Source organism: Pantoea sp. E956-1 (assembly GCF_982223955.1).
Genome location: NZ_CEUYZP010000011.1, coordinates 137,356 through 152,180 on the forward strand (window position 1 = coordinate 137,356; position 14,825 = coordinate 152,180).

General features: G+C 46.0%; 16 protein-coding genes and 1 pseudogene. 11 read left to right on the top strand and 6 right to left on the bottom strand.

All coding sequences use genetic code 11. The features are described 5' to 3' along the window. Positions 1-146: 146 nt before the first annotated feature. A complete protein-coding gene (locus AC0T7J_RS21250; protein ID WP_172607956.1) occupies positions 147-1,511 on the bottom strand; it encodes an RES family NAD+ phosphorylase in 1,365 nt (454 codons plus the stop codon). A gap of 197 nt (positions 1,512-1,708) precedes the next feature. Between AC0T7J_RS21250 and AC0T7J_RS21255 the strand changes: the two genes are divergently transcribed. From AC0T7J_RS21255 to AC0T7J_RS21280, 6 genes are all read left to right on the top strand, one after another. Continuing rightward, positions 1,709-2,383 carry a hypothetical protein gene (locus AC0T7J_RS21255; RefSeq protein ID WP_473796742.1) on the top strand — a complete coding sequence of 225 codons (675 nt, stop codon included), beginning with the start codon at positions 1,709-1,711 and terminating at the stop codon, positions 2,381-2,383. 20 nt (positions 2,384-2,403) lie between these two features. Then, complete coding sequence (locus tag AC0T7J_RS21260) at positions 2,404-3,123, top strand: hypothetical protein (protein ID WP_172607954.1); 720 nt, start codon at positions 2,404-2,406, stop codon at positions 3,121-3,123. Positions 3,124-3,191: 68 nt separating this feature from the next. Further along, positions 3,192-3,530, top strand: coding sequence for a hypothetical protein (locus AC0T7J_RS21265; protein WP_473796745.1), 339 nt, complete (start codon positions 3,192-3,194; stop codon positions 3,528-3,530). A gap of 503 nt (positions 3,531-4,033) precedes the next feature. Beyond that, positions 4,034-4,627, top strand: coding sequence for a hypothetical protein (locus AC0T7J_RS21270; RefSeq protein ID WP_422431967.1), 594 nt, complete (start codon positions 4,034-4,036; stop codon positions 4,625-4,627). Next, positions 4,624-5,391, top strand: a complete 768-nt coding sequence (locus AC0T7J_RS21275) for a hypothetical protein (RefSeq protein WP_473796747.1) — start codon at positions 4,624-4,626, stop codon at positions 5,389-5,391. Before AC0T7J_RS21270 ends, AC0T7J_RS21275 begins: the two co-directional genes overlap by 4 nt. Positions 5,392-5,499: 108 nt before the next feature. Further along, entirely contained in the window at positions 5,500-6,258 is a 759-nt protein-coding gene (locus tag AC0T7J_RS21280; protein WP_473796750.1) for a YiiX/YebB-like N1pC/P60 family cysteine hydrolase, read from the top strand. Positions 6,259-6,607: 349 nt separating this feature from the next. Here the strand turns inward: AC0T7J_RS21280 and AC0T7J_RS21285 are convergent, their stop codons facing one another. From AC0T7J_RS21285 to AC0T7J_RS21295, 3 genes are all read right to left on the bottom strand, one after another. Next, positions 6,608-7,306, bottom strand: coding sequence for a hypothetical protein (locus AC0T7J_RS21285; RefSeq protein ID WP_473796752.1), 699 nt, complete (start codon positions 7,304-7,306; stop codon positions 6,608-6,610). A gap of 128 nt (positions 7,307-7,434) precedes the next feature. Beyond that, positions 7,435-8,232, bottom strand: coding sequence for a hypothetical protein (locus tag AC0T7J_RS21290; protein WP_473796755.1), 798 nt, complete (start codon positions 8,230-8,232; stop codon positions 7,435-7,437). A gap of 16 nt (positions 8,233-8,248) precedes the next feature. Further along, on the bottom strand, positions 8,249-9,625 hold the full coding sequence (locus AC0T7J_RS21295; RefSeq protein WP_172607947.1) for a hypothetical protein: 1,377 nt from the start codon (positions 9,623-9,625) through the stop codon (positions 8,249-8,251). Between the two features lie 373 nt (positions 9,626-9,998). On the opposite strand from AC0T7J_RS21295, the gene AC0T7J_RS21300 reads away from it, so the two are divergent. Both AC0T7J_RS21300 and AC0T7J_RS21305 read left to right on the top strand, forming a co-directional pair. Then, entirely contained in the window at positions 9,999-10,853 is an 855-nt protein-coding gene (locus AC0T7J_RS21300; RefSeq protein ID WP_473796758.1) for a tyrosine-type recombinase/integrase, read from the top strand. Between the two features lie 42 nt (positions 10,854-10,895). Next, positions 10,896-11,114 (top strand): hypothetical protein, encoded by a 219-nt coding sequence (locus tag AC0T7J_RS21305; protein ID WP_473796761.1) that lies wholly within the window; start codon positions 10,896-10,898, stop codon positions 11,112-11,114. Positions 11,115-11,174: 60 nt separating this feature from the next. On the opposite strand, the gene AC0T7J_RS21310 is transcribed toward AC0T7J_RS21305, so the two are convergent. Then, positions 11,175-11,597: a hypothetical protein gene (locus AC0T7J_RS21310; RefSeq protein ID WP_473796764.1), complete on the bottom strand. Its 423-nt coding sequence runs from the start codon at positions 11,595-11,597 to the stop codon at positions 11,175-11,177. A gap of 258 nt (positions 11,598-11,855) precedes the next feature. Here AC0T7J_RS21310 and AC0T7J_RS21315 point away from each other — a divergent pair, with 258 nt between their 5' ends. The 3 genes from AC0T7J_RS21315 to AC0T7J_RS21325 all read left to right on the top strand — a co-directional run bounded on the left by AC0T7J_RS21315 (position 11,856) and on the right by AC0T7J_RS21325 (position 13,164). Further along, positions 11,856-12,512 carry an AAA family ATPase gene (locus tag AC0T7J_RS21315; RefSeq protein ID WP_473796767.1) on the top strand — a complete coding sequence of 219 codons (657 nt, stop codon included), beginning with the start codon at positions 11,856-11,858 and terminating at the stop codon, positions 12,510-12,512. A 44-nt stretch (positions 12,513-12,556) separates the two neighbouring features. After that, positions 12,557-12,826 (top strand): ribbon-helix-helix domain-containing protein, encoded by a 270-nt coding sequence (locus tag AC0T7J_RS21320; RefSeq protein ID WP_473796770.1) that lies wholly within the window; start codon positions 12,557-12,559, stop codon positions 12,824-12,826. A 95-nt stretch (positions 12,827-12,921) separates the two neighbouring features. After that, positions 12,922-13,164 carry a hypothetical protein gene (locus AC0T7J_RS21325; protein ID WP_473796773.1) on the top strand — a complete coding sequence of 81 codons (243 nt, stop codon included), beginning with the start codon at positions 12,922-12,924 and terminating at the stop codon, positions 13,162-13,164. A gap of 307 nt (positions 13,165-13,471) precedes the next feature. Here AC0T7J_RS21325 and umuC read toward each other — a convergent pair. Further along, positions 13,472-14,515: pseudogene (umuC, locus tag AC0T7J_RS21330) on the bottom strand (translesion error-prone DNA polymerase V subunit UmuC); the annotation flags it as partial. Positions 14,516-14,825: the final 310 nt, after the last annotated feature.

The following is a 14,825-nucleotide window of genomic DNA, read 5'->3' on the forward strand; positions in this document are numbered from 1 at the left end:
GTGATGTATGCCTCAAGCGATATTATTCCGCGGCCTTAGCACCATCTGGCGGGAAGGCAACCGGTACGCCAATGCAGGCGTCATGCCAGATGACTTTCAGAAACGTAAAAAGGCGGGGTGGCCCTTCCCGCCTTAATTCAAATGCCTTAAGTCCCTACTGACGTCCGGTCAGTCTGAGCGCCCCCAGTCAGGTTGGCACTGAACTTCAGCGCAATGTCAGCAGGAAAAGTGTCATACTGTACACCGGTTACAAAATGTACCTTAAGGCCTGCAGTATCCATCACAAGATCTGCTTTATTAAATTTTTTATGAAGGTTAGTAGATGGAGAAGAATTAAGTTTCGCTTGGTCCAGAGAGGTAATCGACGGGCTGGGATACCAAATGTCATCTTCGGCATTTTCGTACATTTCAACCCTGTATTTTACGCCGTTCGCACCTCCATTTCTCACGCGAGACGAATTTCTGAACAGAACGATATTATATTTAGCATCATCCTTATTTTCGGGGTGTGCACTCTGCGTTGAATGAAACATTATGCCGTCCAGCTTTAGTGAATCAGAAATGCTGAGGTATTCTGAAACAGCCTGAGTTATCAGATATTCGCTGTCCGTCCGGGCAGCTGTTACGGGGACCGTGAGCTTTCGTGATAAGGTTCTGAGGAACGATGTGACTTCAATCTGGCCAAGTGTTTCCGGATCGAACAGGCTGCCCTCTTTTATTACGATGTGTTCAAGCGCCGACAGGTCAAGAATACGCATCGGGCGCGTTGGTCTGAAGGGTGCTACTACCACCACACTACCTACAGCGGGTCGGACCTCGGCAATTGCCGTTTCACGACTGGCTGCGCCGTAGAACACCGGTACACCCGGAGCGTTCATCCTTCCGGCTCGAGCCTTGGCTGAAGGTGGCGGACCGAAATTACGCTCAGGATGTTCTAACTCTGCTTTGATTTTATTGTAATCATCAAACGCTCTCGCCCTGTACATAACATCATTTTCATCAATGATCCTGATTGTCACGCCGGATGAAATGTATGCTTGTTCCACGCCCGAAAATATCCGGTCAAGAAAGGTGCGCAGGCTACTGTTAAAATAGCGACTTTCGGTCTCTAGCGACTTCTTGATTTTTTTCCATGTGTAATCAAATTCCGTTACTTCAAATGGCTCTTTAACATAAACATAGAAAATACTGTACGTTTCATCTTCCCATTCATTATATTTCTCACAGAGAAGATCAAATATATCCCGGCAGGCCGCTTCATTCACGCCCAGTTCCTCTGATATGACTTCCTCCGTGGTAGCCCCGAACGCAAAGTTTTCGTTTTCAAAATATGATGTGTAGTAACCATTAAATACCGCATGCATACGGTCTGCGACGTCACTTAGCTCAACCGTGCTTTCTGCCTGTCCGCAGTAACTGCACGGTTCCCCGCTTTGTCCATGCGATCGGATATGCTGGCTGACGTAAGAGTCTTCGATGCAGACGTCACAGATGTACTTTTCTTCGTCCATAGTTTTTTTGCTTTTATCTGACCGGATTATGTCTTTCCATTACACCTGATAGCACTGCGCTGGCTCGCATTTCTTTTTTTTACACAGTGACCAGGCATGAAGCAAAAGGTGACTGGTAAATAGGCCTGACATTGACAACGGATGAAGGCATACTTTATAGCTCTCAAGTTACACTTTCCATTCAGGGGTGATTGGTGATGGAACAACACACCTTCATAGACCGTTTTTTTCATAGTAGTAAAGAGCTAGCAGACTTCAGGAACATGGGGGAACGTGACATAAATACGCTTTTCAGCTTCCTTAATAACCTGCACTCATTTCAAGATCGCATTCGCATGCAATTTGATTTAAGCATTGCTCAACACCCGGAATTCAAGCTTCTGAGGATTATCAGAAACTATTTCCATCACGTCGGGGATGTTGATGAATTCAGAGTATTTAATGCCAGGAATGAATTTTCACTTAGCCATACAGAAATGATTATTATCCCCGTCTCTGTGATAGCTAAAGCCGTATTAAACACGAAAAAAAGACGTGATGGCTTAAAAGAAATTGAGTCTATATGTGAGTTTATCGATGGATTTGAATATATATCAGAGCAGGATTCATTTCTGGCTCAGGGACGTTATCTTATTCATGAGGGAAAAAATTATTACCCTGGGTTCGACCTTTTTAAGTGTGTTTATAACATAACAAACGTAATAGCTGACATGTGCCGCGAAACGCCAGAGTTTTCACAGAAACAATGTGTGCTTTCGCTCGATAGTACTTATACTAGTGATAATAATATAGGGAGGTTCAATCTATACTGTCACGCCGGAAATGTTCCATTCCTCTCAACTGAAGGATATATATTTCCTTCTCAAAACTGAGTATATGGTGAGGTTGCATAATGTTAAGAAATCTGGAAAGGATGAAACATGCCCTCACTGAGTGGGCTATAAAAGAGGGCATGTTAGGTGATGCGCATTTTTATACCCGGAAGGAATGGAACAAACGAAAAGAAGAGGTGCATGACGATGCGCTGATGGTCATGGTGATTGACGGTAGCGGGTTATGGAACCTGGTGAACACGGGGTGTGACACCACTGAATTTGAGGATCTGATTGAGTCCTTTGGCTTCTGGTATGAACTGGGTTATTCCTGGAGCATAGGATTTTATCCTACCGATAATTATGACTACCGCAGGCTCAACGGTACCTATGCCTCAAAACTCTGCGATCCGAGATGGAAACGGAAAGCCTCTCTGGTAAAGGACGTGGCCGGTCACGAGTGCCAGGACTGTGGTGCAAACGGCTACTTGGAGGCACATCACTGTTATTACACCACGATAAGTCAGGGCTATGAGCCATGGGAGTATCCGCTCAGTGCATTTCGCGCGCTGTGTTCTGACTGCCACCGGACACGCCCTGTTTCTGAAATCAGGATGCGTGCCTTCCTGGCTCGGCTGACCCAGTCCCAGCTGGCAGGACTTATTGATGGGCTGGACAATGGCTTTAACCGTTTTGAGGCCGATTCGTTCATTCAGTTTATGCAGAAAGCGACATTTCAAAAGAAACCTATGGATGAGGCGCTTATGCTTCTGAAAATAAACACTGATATCTATGACTGAATTATCTGAAAAAATTCCTTCAGGATGTTATTTTCCAAAGTCTATATTCAATTTTTAAAGAAAATAAAATGCAAGCAAGTGATTTTAATAATCCTTTCGTCAGTAGTGTTGCGATTAAGGTAAGGGGGTTCAATAATTTAATTTTTATGCTGGCTTTTAGAAGTGAGGATATCGATAAGAATTTTTCTTTCAATGAAAACGGCAGACAAGCCCTTGGATGGCCCGCTCATATAACTAACATGTATGCATATCGTAATATGTGGGACGTGGACTACAACCGTTTATATCAGATATGCATAATATCTCACTGTTCAGAGCTTGAGTATTTCTTCAAAACGCTTTTTGATAAATATCTACATCTTCCAAAAAAGAAAATAACTTTTACCAGAAGTTTGGTCTTGTTATAAATGAACTGAATAAAACGGGGATAGATTTTACCTCCATTCAGCAAGATATTGATCTGGTAGGTATTGCCTTTCAGGTCAGGCATATTGGTATCCATAACATGAGCATTGTGGATGAATATTTTCTGAAAAACACGAATGGACTCGGAACGCTGGGACATCCCTTTATCGTAGACCAGAAATTTGTGAGGGATACCTCATCGGCTATTGATAAGATCTTCAAGCGCCTCGACGACGCCCTTCCTCCTGTTCCCGCCGGACATTGCTTTTCCCGGCGGTACTAGGCATTGAGCGAAGAGAGCCTTGTGAGAAGGTAATGGCATCTCTGAATCCGATCTAAACCAGCGCTGGATGTGAATGAAGGGCACAGGAGAAAATCGTATGCAAATCTCTTGGAATTCCCTACCTGCATAATCGGGTCATAGGATTAAACCCAAAAGGTCTTCAGCCGATAAACAAAGTCATAATACCTAACAGGAACACACTTCAGATAAAGGATAACAGTCATGACCCGAGCAATAAGCGACAATGATTACCGTTCACAGAAAGCCGCGCTTTACAGCTTGATGGGCGAGTTTGCCGTAGAGTTTGAAATCATCTGCCTGAACATGCGCATGGGTATTACTATGCTGGCAACACAATCCGGGCTTCAGGATCAGAACATTATGCAAGCGGCGATGGCTGAATATTCAGCCGCACCGCTGCTGAAAGTATTCCGCTCCATGTTTATGGATTCTAAATGGATCACCACGGAGGTGGAACAATCCCTCAAGGACATAAACCGGAGAATGATAAAGCTCACTGAAACCCGTAATCAGTACATCCATGGTACGATTTTCGTAGGATGGGGTAACGGTAATGAAACTGAGTTTACTCACGCAAACGGACATAAAATTGTCAATACGAGTACAGGAACAGAGATAAAACATTTCACCGTTGATGAAGAAACCTTCAGGCCGATATTGAAGGAGTGCCGGGAACTCGCCGCGCTGGTTCAGGAAACGTGGACTGTTGCGCTGTTCGGCCATTTTTCAGCGCCGGATGCAGATGCCGGGACATCTACGGGATCTCAAGCAAATCAAAAGGAGGAATCGAAATGAGTTTTACTAAGCGGCTGCTTGAAGAGGCTGAAGAAGAAGAAGCGATGAATGAATGGCTTCGCGATCACGTCGATTGGGGCGTGGTGGAGGGCGATCCAGAATGGGAGGAAGCCAAACAAGAGTACCTGGCTGGCCTCACGTGGGAACCTGACTGGGAGCAAGAGAATTTCGAGCAAGAACTGGCGCGATTAACCCAGGACGATCTGGCCCACGCATCGTTCTTCAATCAGATGTCCGCTCTGGAAGATGATCTATCGGATTCACCGTCTGAGTCACTACTGAAAATGACCTATTCCTATTCCGTCACGCTGATGGAAACCTGCCTCGGTGACATGATTAAAAGCGTGGTGCTCAGTGATGACTATTATCTGAAAAATGCCATTACAAGCGTAACTGAATTAAAAATCATCAAGCTGTCGTTGATGGAGGTTTATTCAGACAGCGCTGTCGTTAAAAAGGTCGTATTAAAAACGCTCTCCGATTACCTGTATCATAATATTGAAAAAACCGTGCCTGTATACAGCGCGATACTTGGCGAGAAGACGCCGGTGGACGTCAGAAATAACATGCCGTCGGTGATCCTAATCGCCAAAGTCCGGCATGACATTGTTCACCGTAACGGCGTGGATAAGGACGGCAACCACGTCCCACTGAATAAAGAAATCTTACTTAAGGCGATGAAGGACATTAAAGAATTCGTTAATCACATGAAGGTATCGATTGATGCTTCCATGTATAACCGCACTTTAAATCCTGTACCATAATCTTTCTATAAAATACGGGAATCGTCATCCCGCTAAGGCCGTTAATAACCAGCCTTAGCGGGAATATTGCCCGAGAAATAAACCAATCAGGTATGTAAGGAATTTAGCATGACGATAATGGCTGGCGATATATTCCTTGTTACAGGCCGCAGTAGTGCGTCAATGACACTGGTCTCCGCACAGAAAGCTGTCTACCCTAAAGCACGTTCAAGTCATGTGGAATTGCACCTTGGCGATGGGACGTTGATCCATTCAACGGCGGATGGCGGAGTTCACCTAACATTTTTACTGGATCAGTTAAAGAGTATCAAAGATAACTGGAGTGTAATTCGCCTTAAAGGACTCAGCGAATCGGAACGGGATGGTTTAATCACAGCAGCTCTTTTTTTTTGGCAACAAAGCTATAATAAAAGGTTTTTTTTAAAAAGCGTGAGTCATGCATCTTTTTGCTCAGAATTTATTGCAAAGGCTTATTTAAAAGCAGGCATGCCAATCCTTGCTGGAAAAAAACCAAGTCGAGTTGCACCTGCTCATTTTGATAAAGCTCTGGATAAACGGCTAGAATGGGAAGATGTCACCCATGAATATAATGATCTCATATCACGGATGCAGTCTGAAGAGTGGAAGTATCGTTTTGCTTTTTCAACTATACAGGGTGCGCTGAATAAAAGAAATGCACTGAGTAAGATGAGAACCGATGCATTTCAGTATATACAGGATATTTCTCTGGTAACGGATGAGCAGAGTATGTTTGATCTCATTGAGTCATTGAAAAAACAACTCACGGAAAAGCGCACTCTGACCTTTTGGAATGAACGCGACTGTTTACCTTATAAAGATAAAGATAAAGATAAAGGTAAAAATTAGTTATAAGCCGAGGAAGGGTTTAAGCATGCTTTTCAGTAAGCATCAGTCATAATTTTACTTATCCGCAGGAGGCTTTATTAAAGGCCTCCTGAGATATTTTTAAAGCAAGTCAACCAGTACTGATTATGGCTTCCTGGGAGGAACTTTAGGCCCGTTTGCCGGGGCAAACGTCCGCTGCGGAGAAGCCGATGGCGCCGTCTGCTGCCCGTATTCCCTCGGCTGAAGACCCGTAACGTGATGACGTTGACCCCGCTGCACGCCTTCTGTCATTAACTGATTACCAGAGGTAGATTTTTGATAGCCCTCTCTTGCTACCTGAAGACCATCCATTGCGACTGCATGAAAAACATTATTCTTCGGCTGCGCCTTCTGATCCTGATCTTTCGACATTTTTAGGCACCTCTATGTAGTTTTCGAAAATTACCATCTTGCCGTACTCCTTAGACAGATACATAAAATTTGTCATCCAGAGCTGTTTTCCCGTCTCGGCATGCAAAACCGTCACATTTTCTAGGCCGAGCTCCTGAGTTTTGTCACTTTCATTATAAAGAAATATCGTTCCATGGAGCAGAAGATTATCTTCATGAAGGAGTGCATAGCAACTCCCGCCGTTTTTATGAAGAATCTCCAGAGAACGGATATAGGCGTTATCATCGCCATACTTATTGGATATGCCCTTCCTTAGCAAAAATTCATGTAACAATCTTCGGGTTGAGATAAAAACCCAAAAGAGTCCAAGCGGAACAGAAAGCAATCCGCCCCATAATATTTCTAACGGATTTAATTTTATTTTTTCTTCACCGTTCGCCACAGACCATACTGAAAGAAGATACCAATCGATAGACTTGGTATCTTTTATTCCATGGAAGATCTGATATCCCGAAATAAGCCCCTGCATCACCAGATAGGTTGTTATTCCAAAAACAATTGACATTAGTATGTAGCGAAAGGAATCCCAGGGTTTGTGCTGCGTGTAGGTATCATAAATCAATGCCATGATGACGCCGGGGATCATGATAGCAACAAGTGAAATGGTCAGAGCGTTCATTATTCTTCTCTTTCAGGTTGTTCCGAACATTCTACCATCATTACGATGAGACGCCGATGGTCGGTGTTTTGTCGTTGAAGGTATTTCTTCTCTTACCAGGTATTGAGAGTAGAGTGCCTGGATGTGGATCAGAGTGTCCACTTAGGGAGAATGCCAGCCTGTACGAGTGTTCCCCATGCGCTGAATACTGTAAAAATGACTGCCAGGATGCTCCAGAAAAGTGTCCAGTTCTTGATCTTGCTGTCCCGTTGTTCCCTGTCATTTTCATGTCGGTACTTTTCAAGTGTTTCAAGAGCCTTAGGCTGAGCGAGATAATTACCCGTGCCATCTATTTTCAGATCGCCACTTGCAACAAGAGAATTAAGGTAAAACCTTATCCTGTTGTGAGAGTTTGTGCTTTCAGGATGAAAAAGCCACTTTGAAGTATAAATTTTATTCATTACTGATATAGAGCTAATTCCATGTGGTTTGTCTTCGATAAAATATTCATCAAGTACAACACTCAGAATTTCCAGCCGATCCTTCATTAAAAGTGTCCGTTTGTTAAACCTGTACTGAGCATAGGAACGACGGAAGTTACCAGATAATGCTGTAATCTTATGAAATGTGTTTTTAAGTGTTAATTCTTTTAAGTTGTTATAAATAAACTCATTTGCTTTATAGTAATGTCTTACAGAAAAATATTGCTGATTTAAATCTTCTGGCTTTAATTCTGTCATGATTGAAAAGGCAGAGCCGTCATACTTTAATGCCTGAACTCGGCCCCCGGAGAAACTCTTGAACATGTATAGGTGTTCTTCGTTTTTTCCGGTGGTCATTCTTACATCATAAAAATCATAGTGAATTGCCACATTGAAATTTAATGTGATCCGGTCACTATCGTGCTTCTTTTTGTTAAATTGCTTAAGCCAGAACTGTATCATCATAATTTTAAGCTCGATTTTAATGATTTTTATCTTTCGTTTTTGACGTCATTAGCAGGAAATATGAAGGATGACTCTGAATTTCGGCAGAATGGCTGTGGCTATCATACAGCCCCTTCAGTAGCGATATAGCCCCGGTTGTCATTGTTACCCAGCTTGGTGCGCCTATGATCCCTATAACTGCCGGTGCGACATTCAGTAAAAGGTCTTTCTTACTTCTACGCTTATATGCTTCAATTTTTTGCTCAATATCACTCAGTCCTTCATCCCAGACTCTCTCTGTAAACCGTCTGTTTATCAGCTGCCTCCGGTAAGGGTCACTCTCTGCTTCCATATCAAAAGCAGTGTCACGTAACACCGCCCGGAATGCGTTAAAGCTCGACTCGAACTCGGTTCTGATGCTGAAAAGTTCACCGGGAGTTAGTCCCTCCAGAAACGGCACATCTACGGAAAGTTTGACTCTCTGAACTTCATCTTTCGGATCCAGCTTACGAAGAACTTCCCCCTGAAGAGGACAGTAGGTACCAAGGGACGCCCTTCCTGCATGAGCCTGCTCAAGATCAGCTATAAGATTCCTGTAATGAAAGAGAACGGTGCGGTTTTTTGCACCTTGCACCCACCTTTCGTAGCTTTTTTTATCTCGGTGGGCACCCATCACAATATCCGAGAGCACTATGCCATCACCATTATCAGTGACTTTTCCGGCGTGCTGATACATATAGCCATTAGTATAATTGCTTCTGCAGCCCTCGATTTTAATCATGATTTCATTTGCTAAAGCTCTTTTGTCCAATAATTGAATCCTGTTGCTGCGCCCTAATCTCCCGATATTTTGTACAGATAATTTCTTTTCATAAAGTCGGGCTATTTCGGCCGGAAGATAGCGATAGATGAATTTCGACTCAGCATTATCAGTTAATATTCCGTTAGCCCTTTCGGATTCTTTAATTACCGATTCACTTCTTGTGAAAACAATAAATTCTCCCTGTATGAGGAGAAAGTTTTCCTTCGCAAAGCTTATAAATGAAGCTATCTCTTTTCTTAGTTTGTCTGACCTTTCATCGCTGTCAGTCTCGACAAATTTGTCAATGACGTTTTCCGTTAAGTTAACCCTGTGTCGCAGAGTCAGTGAATATAGGATGTCATCCAGGATGACCCGGTCCATTGAGAAAATTCCGCTTCGGTAGTTAGCAATGTTTTTATCTCCGGCCATATAAACATTGAGTCGGGAGGGTTGTAAAGCATTAGTAGCTTGGCTTATGAGCAGGTCTATTTTTTTGTTGTATTCATTTAACTCATTCAACAACTCACTGAATTCTATATCTGCATATCCATTGTTTAACAGTTCATCAACCCAGAAAAGGCTGTCAGTCAGAGCGTAGAGATTGTTATACATGGTTTGTTCCTTTTACCTGGCTTTTGGTCACAGCGATTGCCGCATGGCTGAGCTGTTTTCAGACGGGAAGGCCTTCATCTTACAACCATATGCGTGACCAGGCATCCAGCATAGAGTGCCTGGTATCGCCTGCCCCGGCCATTCCTGTCACTGAGGGCGGAAAAATGCAACCTCGTCAGATAGATAGCTGTGCTGAAAACGTGCCGATCACAGAGAATGGGCTGCGTGCGTGCGCCGGTGTACCAGGTTATATTCCGTATAGCGGGAAAAAGACCGATCCCGCCTTACCCTATCACCGATTTATTGCTGTCGGTTTTTCTGGACAGATGCGCGAAAATACGTTCCATGCCCCGAGACAGCGGAGAATAAAAAATTGAGAGGTTTACCCCGCGAACTTTCGCAGAATTCACCCAGCGTTACCTCTGAACATAGTGTTAACGGTGGGAACGCAGCACGCTACTTTGATTACGCTTCCGCGTTTGCCCTGCGCAGCCTGGCTGCACATTACGGCACCGCGATGCCCCGCTACCTTCTGGCACCGGAGGTGGCGCTGCTGCTTGATGCGGAGCGTGACCAGCGAAAAAGGCTGTTGATCGAGACATTCTGGAATACTGGCGGGCGGCTGAACGAGGTGCGGCCCCTTACCCCGGAGGACTTTGTGCTGGACGGTCCGGACGGGCGCGCGCTCGATGCGCCATTTGTGGTGCTGCACACCTTGAAGCAGCGGCGCGACGGGGACCGGCAGAAGCAGCGCGGGCGCGGCAGGCCAACCAAAGAGGAACAGGCGGCGCTACGTGAGGCAGAGTCTACCCCGCCCCGAGCCGTGCCGCTTACAGATCCCGGTTACGTGCGCCGGCTGCGTGAGTATTTCGCCACCGTGAGGCTGAAAAAAGGTGAGCGCATCTGGGATATAGGCAGCCCGGACACAGTGCGAACCTGGATAAGGCAGGCCGTCAGCGCGGCCAGCCGTGAAGGCGTCACCTTTAGCATCCGCCCGATTACGACGAAAACGTTTCGGGATTCATTTGCGATGCACCTGGTACAGCACGGCGTGCCCAAGAAGGTTATTCAGGCAATGATGGGTCATAAGGATGAGAAGTCGACAGAATGGTACACGCAGGTAATGGCGCTGGACGTGACGCGCCAGCTCGGTGTACGGTTCTCCATGACGCCGGAGGATGCGCGTACACTGATATTGCCTGACATTACCGGCACCGTTATCAGATGACATCTCTGTCTGCAGACAAACTCATTACTGAGGAGCTGTGCCATGAAGGAAAGTGATCTGTGGGATTATACCGATCAGGAACTCCGGGATTTTCTGGACAGAGTTCTGGCTGAAATTCGACGCCAGGAGGACTATGCGGATAACTCTGCTGATCCATTAATGAGAGAAATAGCCACCCGGGAACTGCAGACTAGCCCGATAATTATTAGGCAAATTCTGGATGAAATGAGGCGAAGAAACCGGCTCTGGATTGTTCCCTGAAAGCGTCTCAGCCCAATCTAAGGCCGCTCAGGCGGCCACTGTTGGGATGCCTTTTATAGGTTAAAGTATTTCTAATTTTTTGACCTGAAGCATTTTTTCTGTCGCCCGGTACGAACCATTCCCGCTCCCGTTCCATGTCAGATAATCATTAGCGCTAAGCCATTTGAGGCTCGCATCGATATCCTCTAAAAATGCCTTACGTTTAGTTGCATTGCATAGAACCTCATCGATGGGATGCATTTTTGAGCCTTGGCTTATCAGATCTAAAGCCGGCCCGCGAACTTTAGTGTATGACATGGCCTTATCAAGAAAAGGCTGAACGATACAGTCTGCATCCTGAGAAGCGAAATGCGGCAGTGCTCCTGTGAAATAGTCACGGATTATTTCATAAAGAGTCTCAAATTTGATAACTGAGTTTTTCATACCGTTCCTTCTGACTGGTTGAATTTGCAGGGCTGCTAAGCCCTTTTCAGGTTGTAACATCCGTCGTCCGGAAGGTTATCGGCAGTCTGCGTTTTTTCTGTAATTCCTGTCCTTCCACCCGTGATCCTTTACCCTCACCTGTTTCATAAAACCGTCAGTTACTACAATTATGAGTTTGAAGTAATATCCATTTAATATTAAAAAAACATTATAATGATGTTGATGTGATTGTTTTACAATTTTTTTTAAACTACAATCTGCGCCAGCACGTGCATCCAGACCAATCTGTTTTTAATATTAAAATGGGGTGTTTTTGATATGATTTTAACTATTGTTAATACCAAAGGCGGCGTGGGCAAATCCACGCTTGCAGTCAATATAGCGATCGCCCGGGCGCATCAGGGTAGGAAAGTCTGGCTCGTTGACGGTGATAAACAGGGGTCTTCTCAGACAGCAATTCTTATACGGTCAGAGGCAGATGTGCAACCAGGTATCGCCTGCTCTCATTTCCCTGATGGACCGGTACTAAGAACGCAGGTTCTGCAGCAGAAAGACAACTACGATGACGTCATTATCGAATGTGGCGGACGCGATTCGACTGCTATGAGGGCAGCGCTCACTCTTACGGATTATGCGCTAGTGCCATTTGTTCCAGGCAGCTTTGAAGCCTGGGCAATGGAAGACGTTGTAAAAATGCTGCAGGAAGCCCGGAGCATACGCGAACCTTTCCCTGCGTTTTCTATTCTTAACAGGGCTGACGTAAATCCACGCAGTAAAGACAACCAGGAGATGGTGACCGCTATGTCAGAATATGCGGATGAGATCCCGGTGCTGGACCATCTCCTCCATTTGCGTAAAGCATTCGCTAATGCAGCTGGCAGCGGTCGATCTGTGGTTGAGCTTAAACTCAAACCCCACGAGCGGCCAGCAAAGGATGAGCTAGAAAAGCTCATATCAATGGTTTTTAAAGATTGATACAATGTTATTGTAATATTAAAACAATATCGAGGTGATGTGTAATGACTATTACTGCCAGGCCCAAGTCTGTTGTGGCAACTCCGTCGGAACAGGCTGATATAGAAAAGTTCATCAATGATGCCCCGGATGGAAAAAAGGCTGAAAAGCGGGGGGTCAAGAAAGGGCAGCGTGAACAGATTACTGTGACGTTTGATACCGCCATCATTTCCCAGCTGGACGACCTTGCTCTGCACGAAGGCTTATCTCGCGCTGCACTTATCAGGATGGCAGTGCGTCAGCTTCTCGACAAAGGTGCGCAGGTAGGAGGTTAAATCATAACAATACAGTTTTAATATTAAATTAATATTATATTAGTTGTTATTTAATCCTATTTAAGATGTTTTTTGATATGACAGTCGGGATTACCATGAAGAAAATCATACAACTTATATCCGGCTTTTTTGGATTCAGTAAACTCAGCGCACCTGAGAGAAAAAGCGCTGCTGAATGGGGGTTTCTGCTGAGCACATTGTTTATCGTGCCGCTTTTTTTCATGCATGATGCCAGTGAGCTTGTCAAAATCTGCATGCAACTGCTGTGGGGCGCCTGTGTTTCGCGCGCAGCCTTCCTGGCTAACGGCGGCTGGAAGAAAAAAAATCCAGATCAATGAATAAATAACGCAGAGGTATTAATGGGAATGCAGGAACTGCTGACGCAGATGTGCAGCCCGGGGATTGTATTCAAAACTGTTACGCAGTCAGCCAGTATGTTTAAGGGGACCGTCCGCAGGCGCCGTCCGGCCTTTGATGACTGGCTTCATCAGCTTTCGCGTAAGGACAGGGTTCCGCGCGGACGGTACTTCCGCGGAAAGCGCCCGGGTAAACCCCTGATCATTGTTGATGAGTTTTGGCAGCAGTTTTCCTGAGAATGCAGGGCATCAGGCAGACGTAAAGTATGCTGTGCCCCGCAGGCCCCATTTACATCACGCGCGCCACCGGTATGTCACTCCAGCGCGTGGTCCATGCCGGTGAAAGCATGTCCCGCTTCATTTTCCATTCCGTATTCACGCCCTGACCGGCAAACCACACACTGCCCAGCCCGGACTGATTGATCCCGTCAAGAACCTTCATCAGCTGCGCACTGTTGGCACGTGGCTTATTCTCATCGAACAGATTCAGCTGACTGACGCCGTTAGGCGTAAAGTCGTCGAGCATTATCCCGGCCTTCATGTAACGTCGCCCTTCAAGCCAGATGCGATCAAGAGATCGCATGGCAACTTCAATCACGTCCCGTGTGTCCTGGGTAGGAATTGTGAGACTCTCACCGGCGCTGTTACCATAAAATATCTCACCCTGCGCATGCGGTGAGGTGCGGATAAAGACGCTGATGCGCCGGCAGAATTGCCGTTCCTTTCTGAGCTTCTCCGCAGCCCGGGTTGCGTACTGACACAGCGCCTCCTGCATCAGCACTTTCGCCGTAATTCTCTCGCCAAAGGACCGGCTGCAGACAATCTGCTGTTTAGCAGGTACAAACTCTTCAAGGGGGATACAGGACTCTCCGTTAAGTTCCCGGACAGTACGCTCCAGCACGACGCTGAAGTTTTTACGGATAAGGGCAGGGTGAGCGCGCGACAGCTGCAGGGCGTTTTCAATACCCATCAGATTAAGTCGCTTACCGATGCGCCGGCCAACGCCCCAGATTTCCTCCACGGGCTGGTTTGCCAGCAGGGTTGCGGTGCGCTTAGGATTACCCGGCGTCAGCGCCAATACACCGCGGAACTGTGGCCACTCTTTGCTGGCCCACTGCGCCGATTTGGCCAGAGTTTTTGTCGGCCCCATCCCAACGCCGACAGTAAGGCCCGTCGTTTCCAGCACGTGAACGCGCAGGCGCCGGCCAAAATGTTCAAAGTCTTCGCAGAAATCAATGCCAGTCAGGTCCAGGAACATCTCATCAATGGAATACTGCGCAACGCGGGGGGTTATTTCTTCCAGCGCGGTCATGACGCGCTGAGACATGCTGTGATTTATGTGGAATGGAAAATCTACAGGATTATTTCGGATTTGAATGGCTGCTATGAGCGAGAAGCGGGCGTGCCCCGTTCACGTCCGGGCAATGCACAGTACTTGCTGGTAATCTGCATAACCCGGATTGAACATTACATCCGGGTTATGCATCGGGGTCTGGAGGCTGCGGTTCCAGACACGCGAGTCGTCTGATCGCATAGGACAGCTGCTAGGGCACGCGCTTAAGCATGTGGATTGCTAAGCCACCGTTTCGTTCTTCAGTGCGTTCAACGTGATAACCTAATGATGCGTAGAGGCGAAGGTTCAC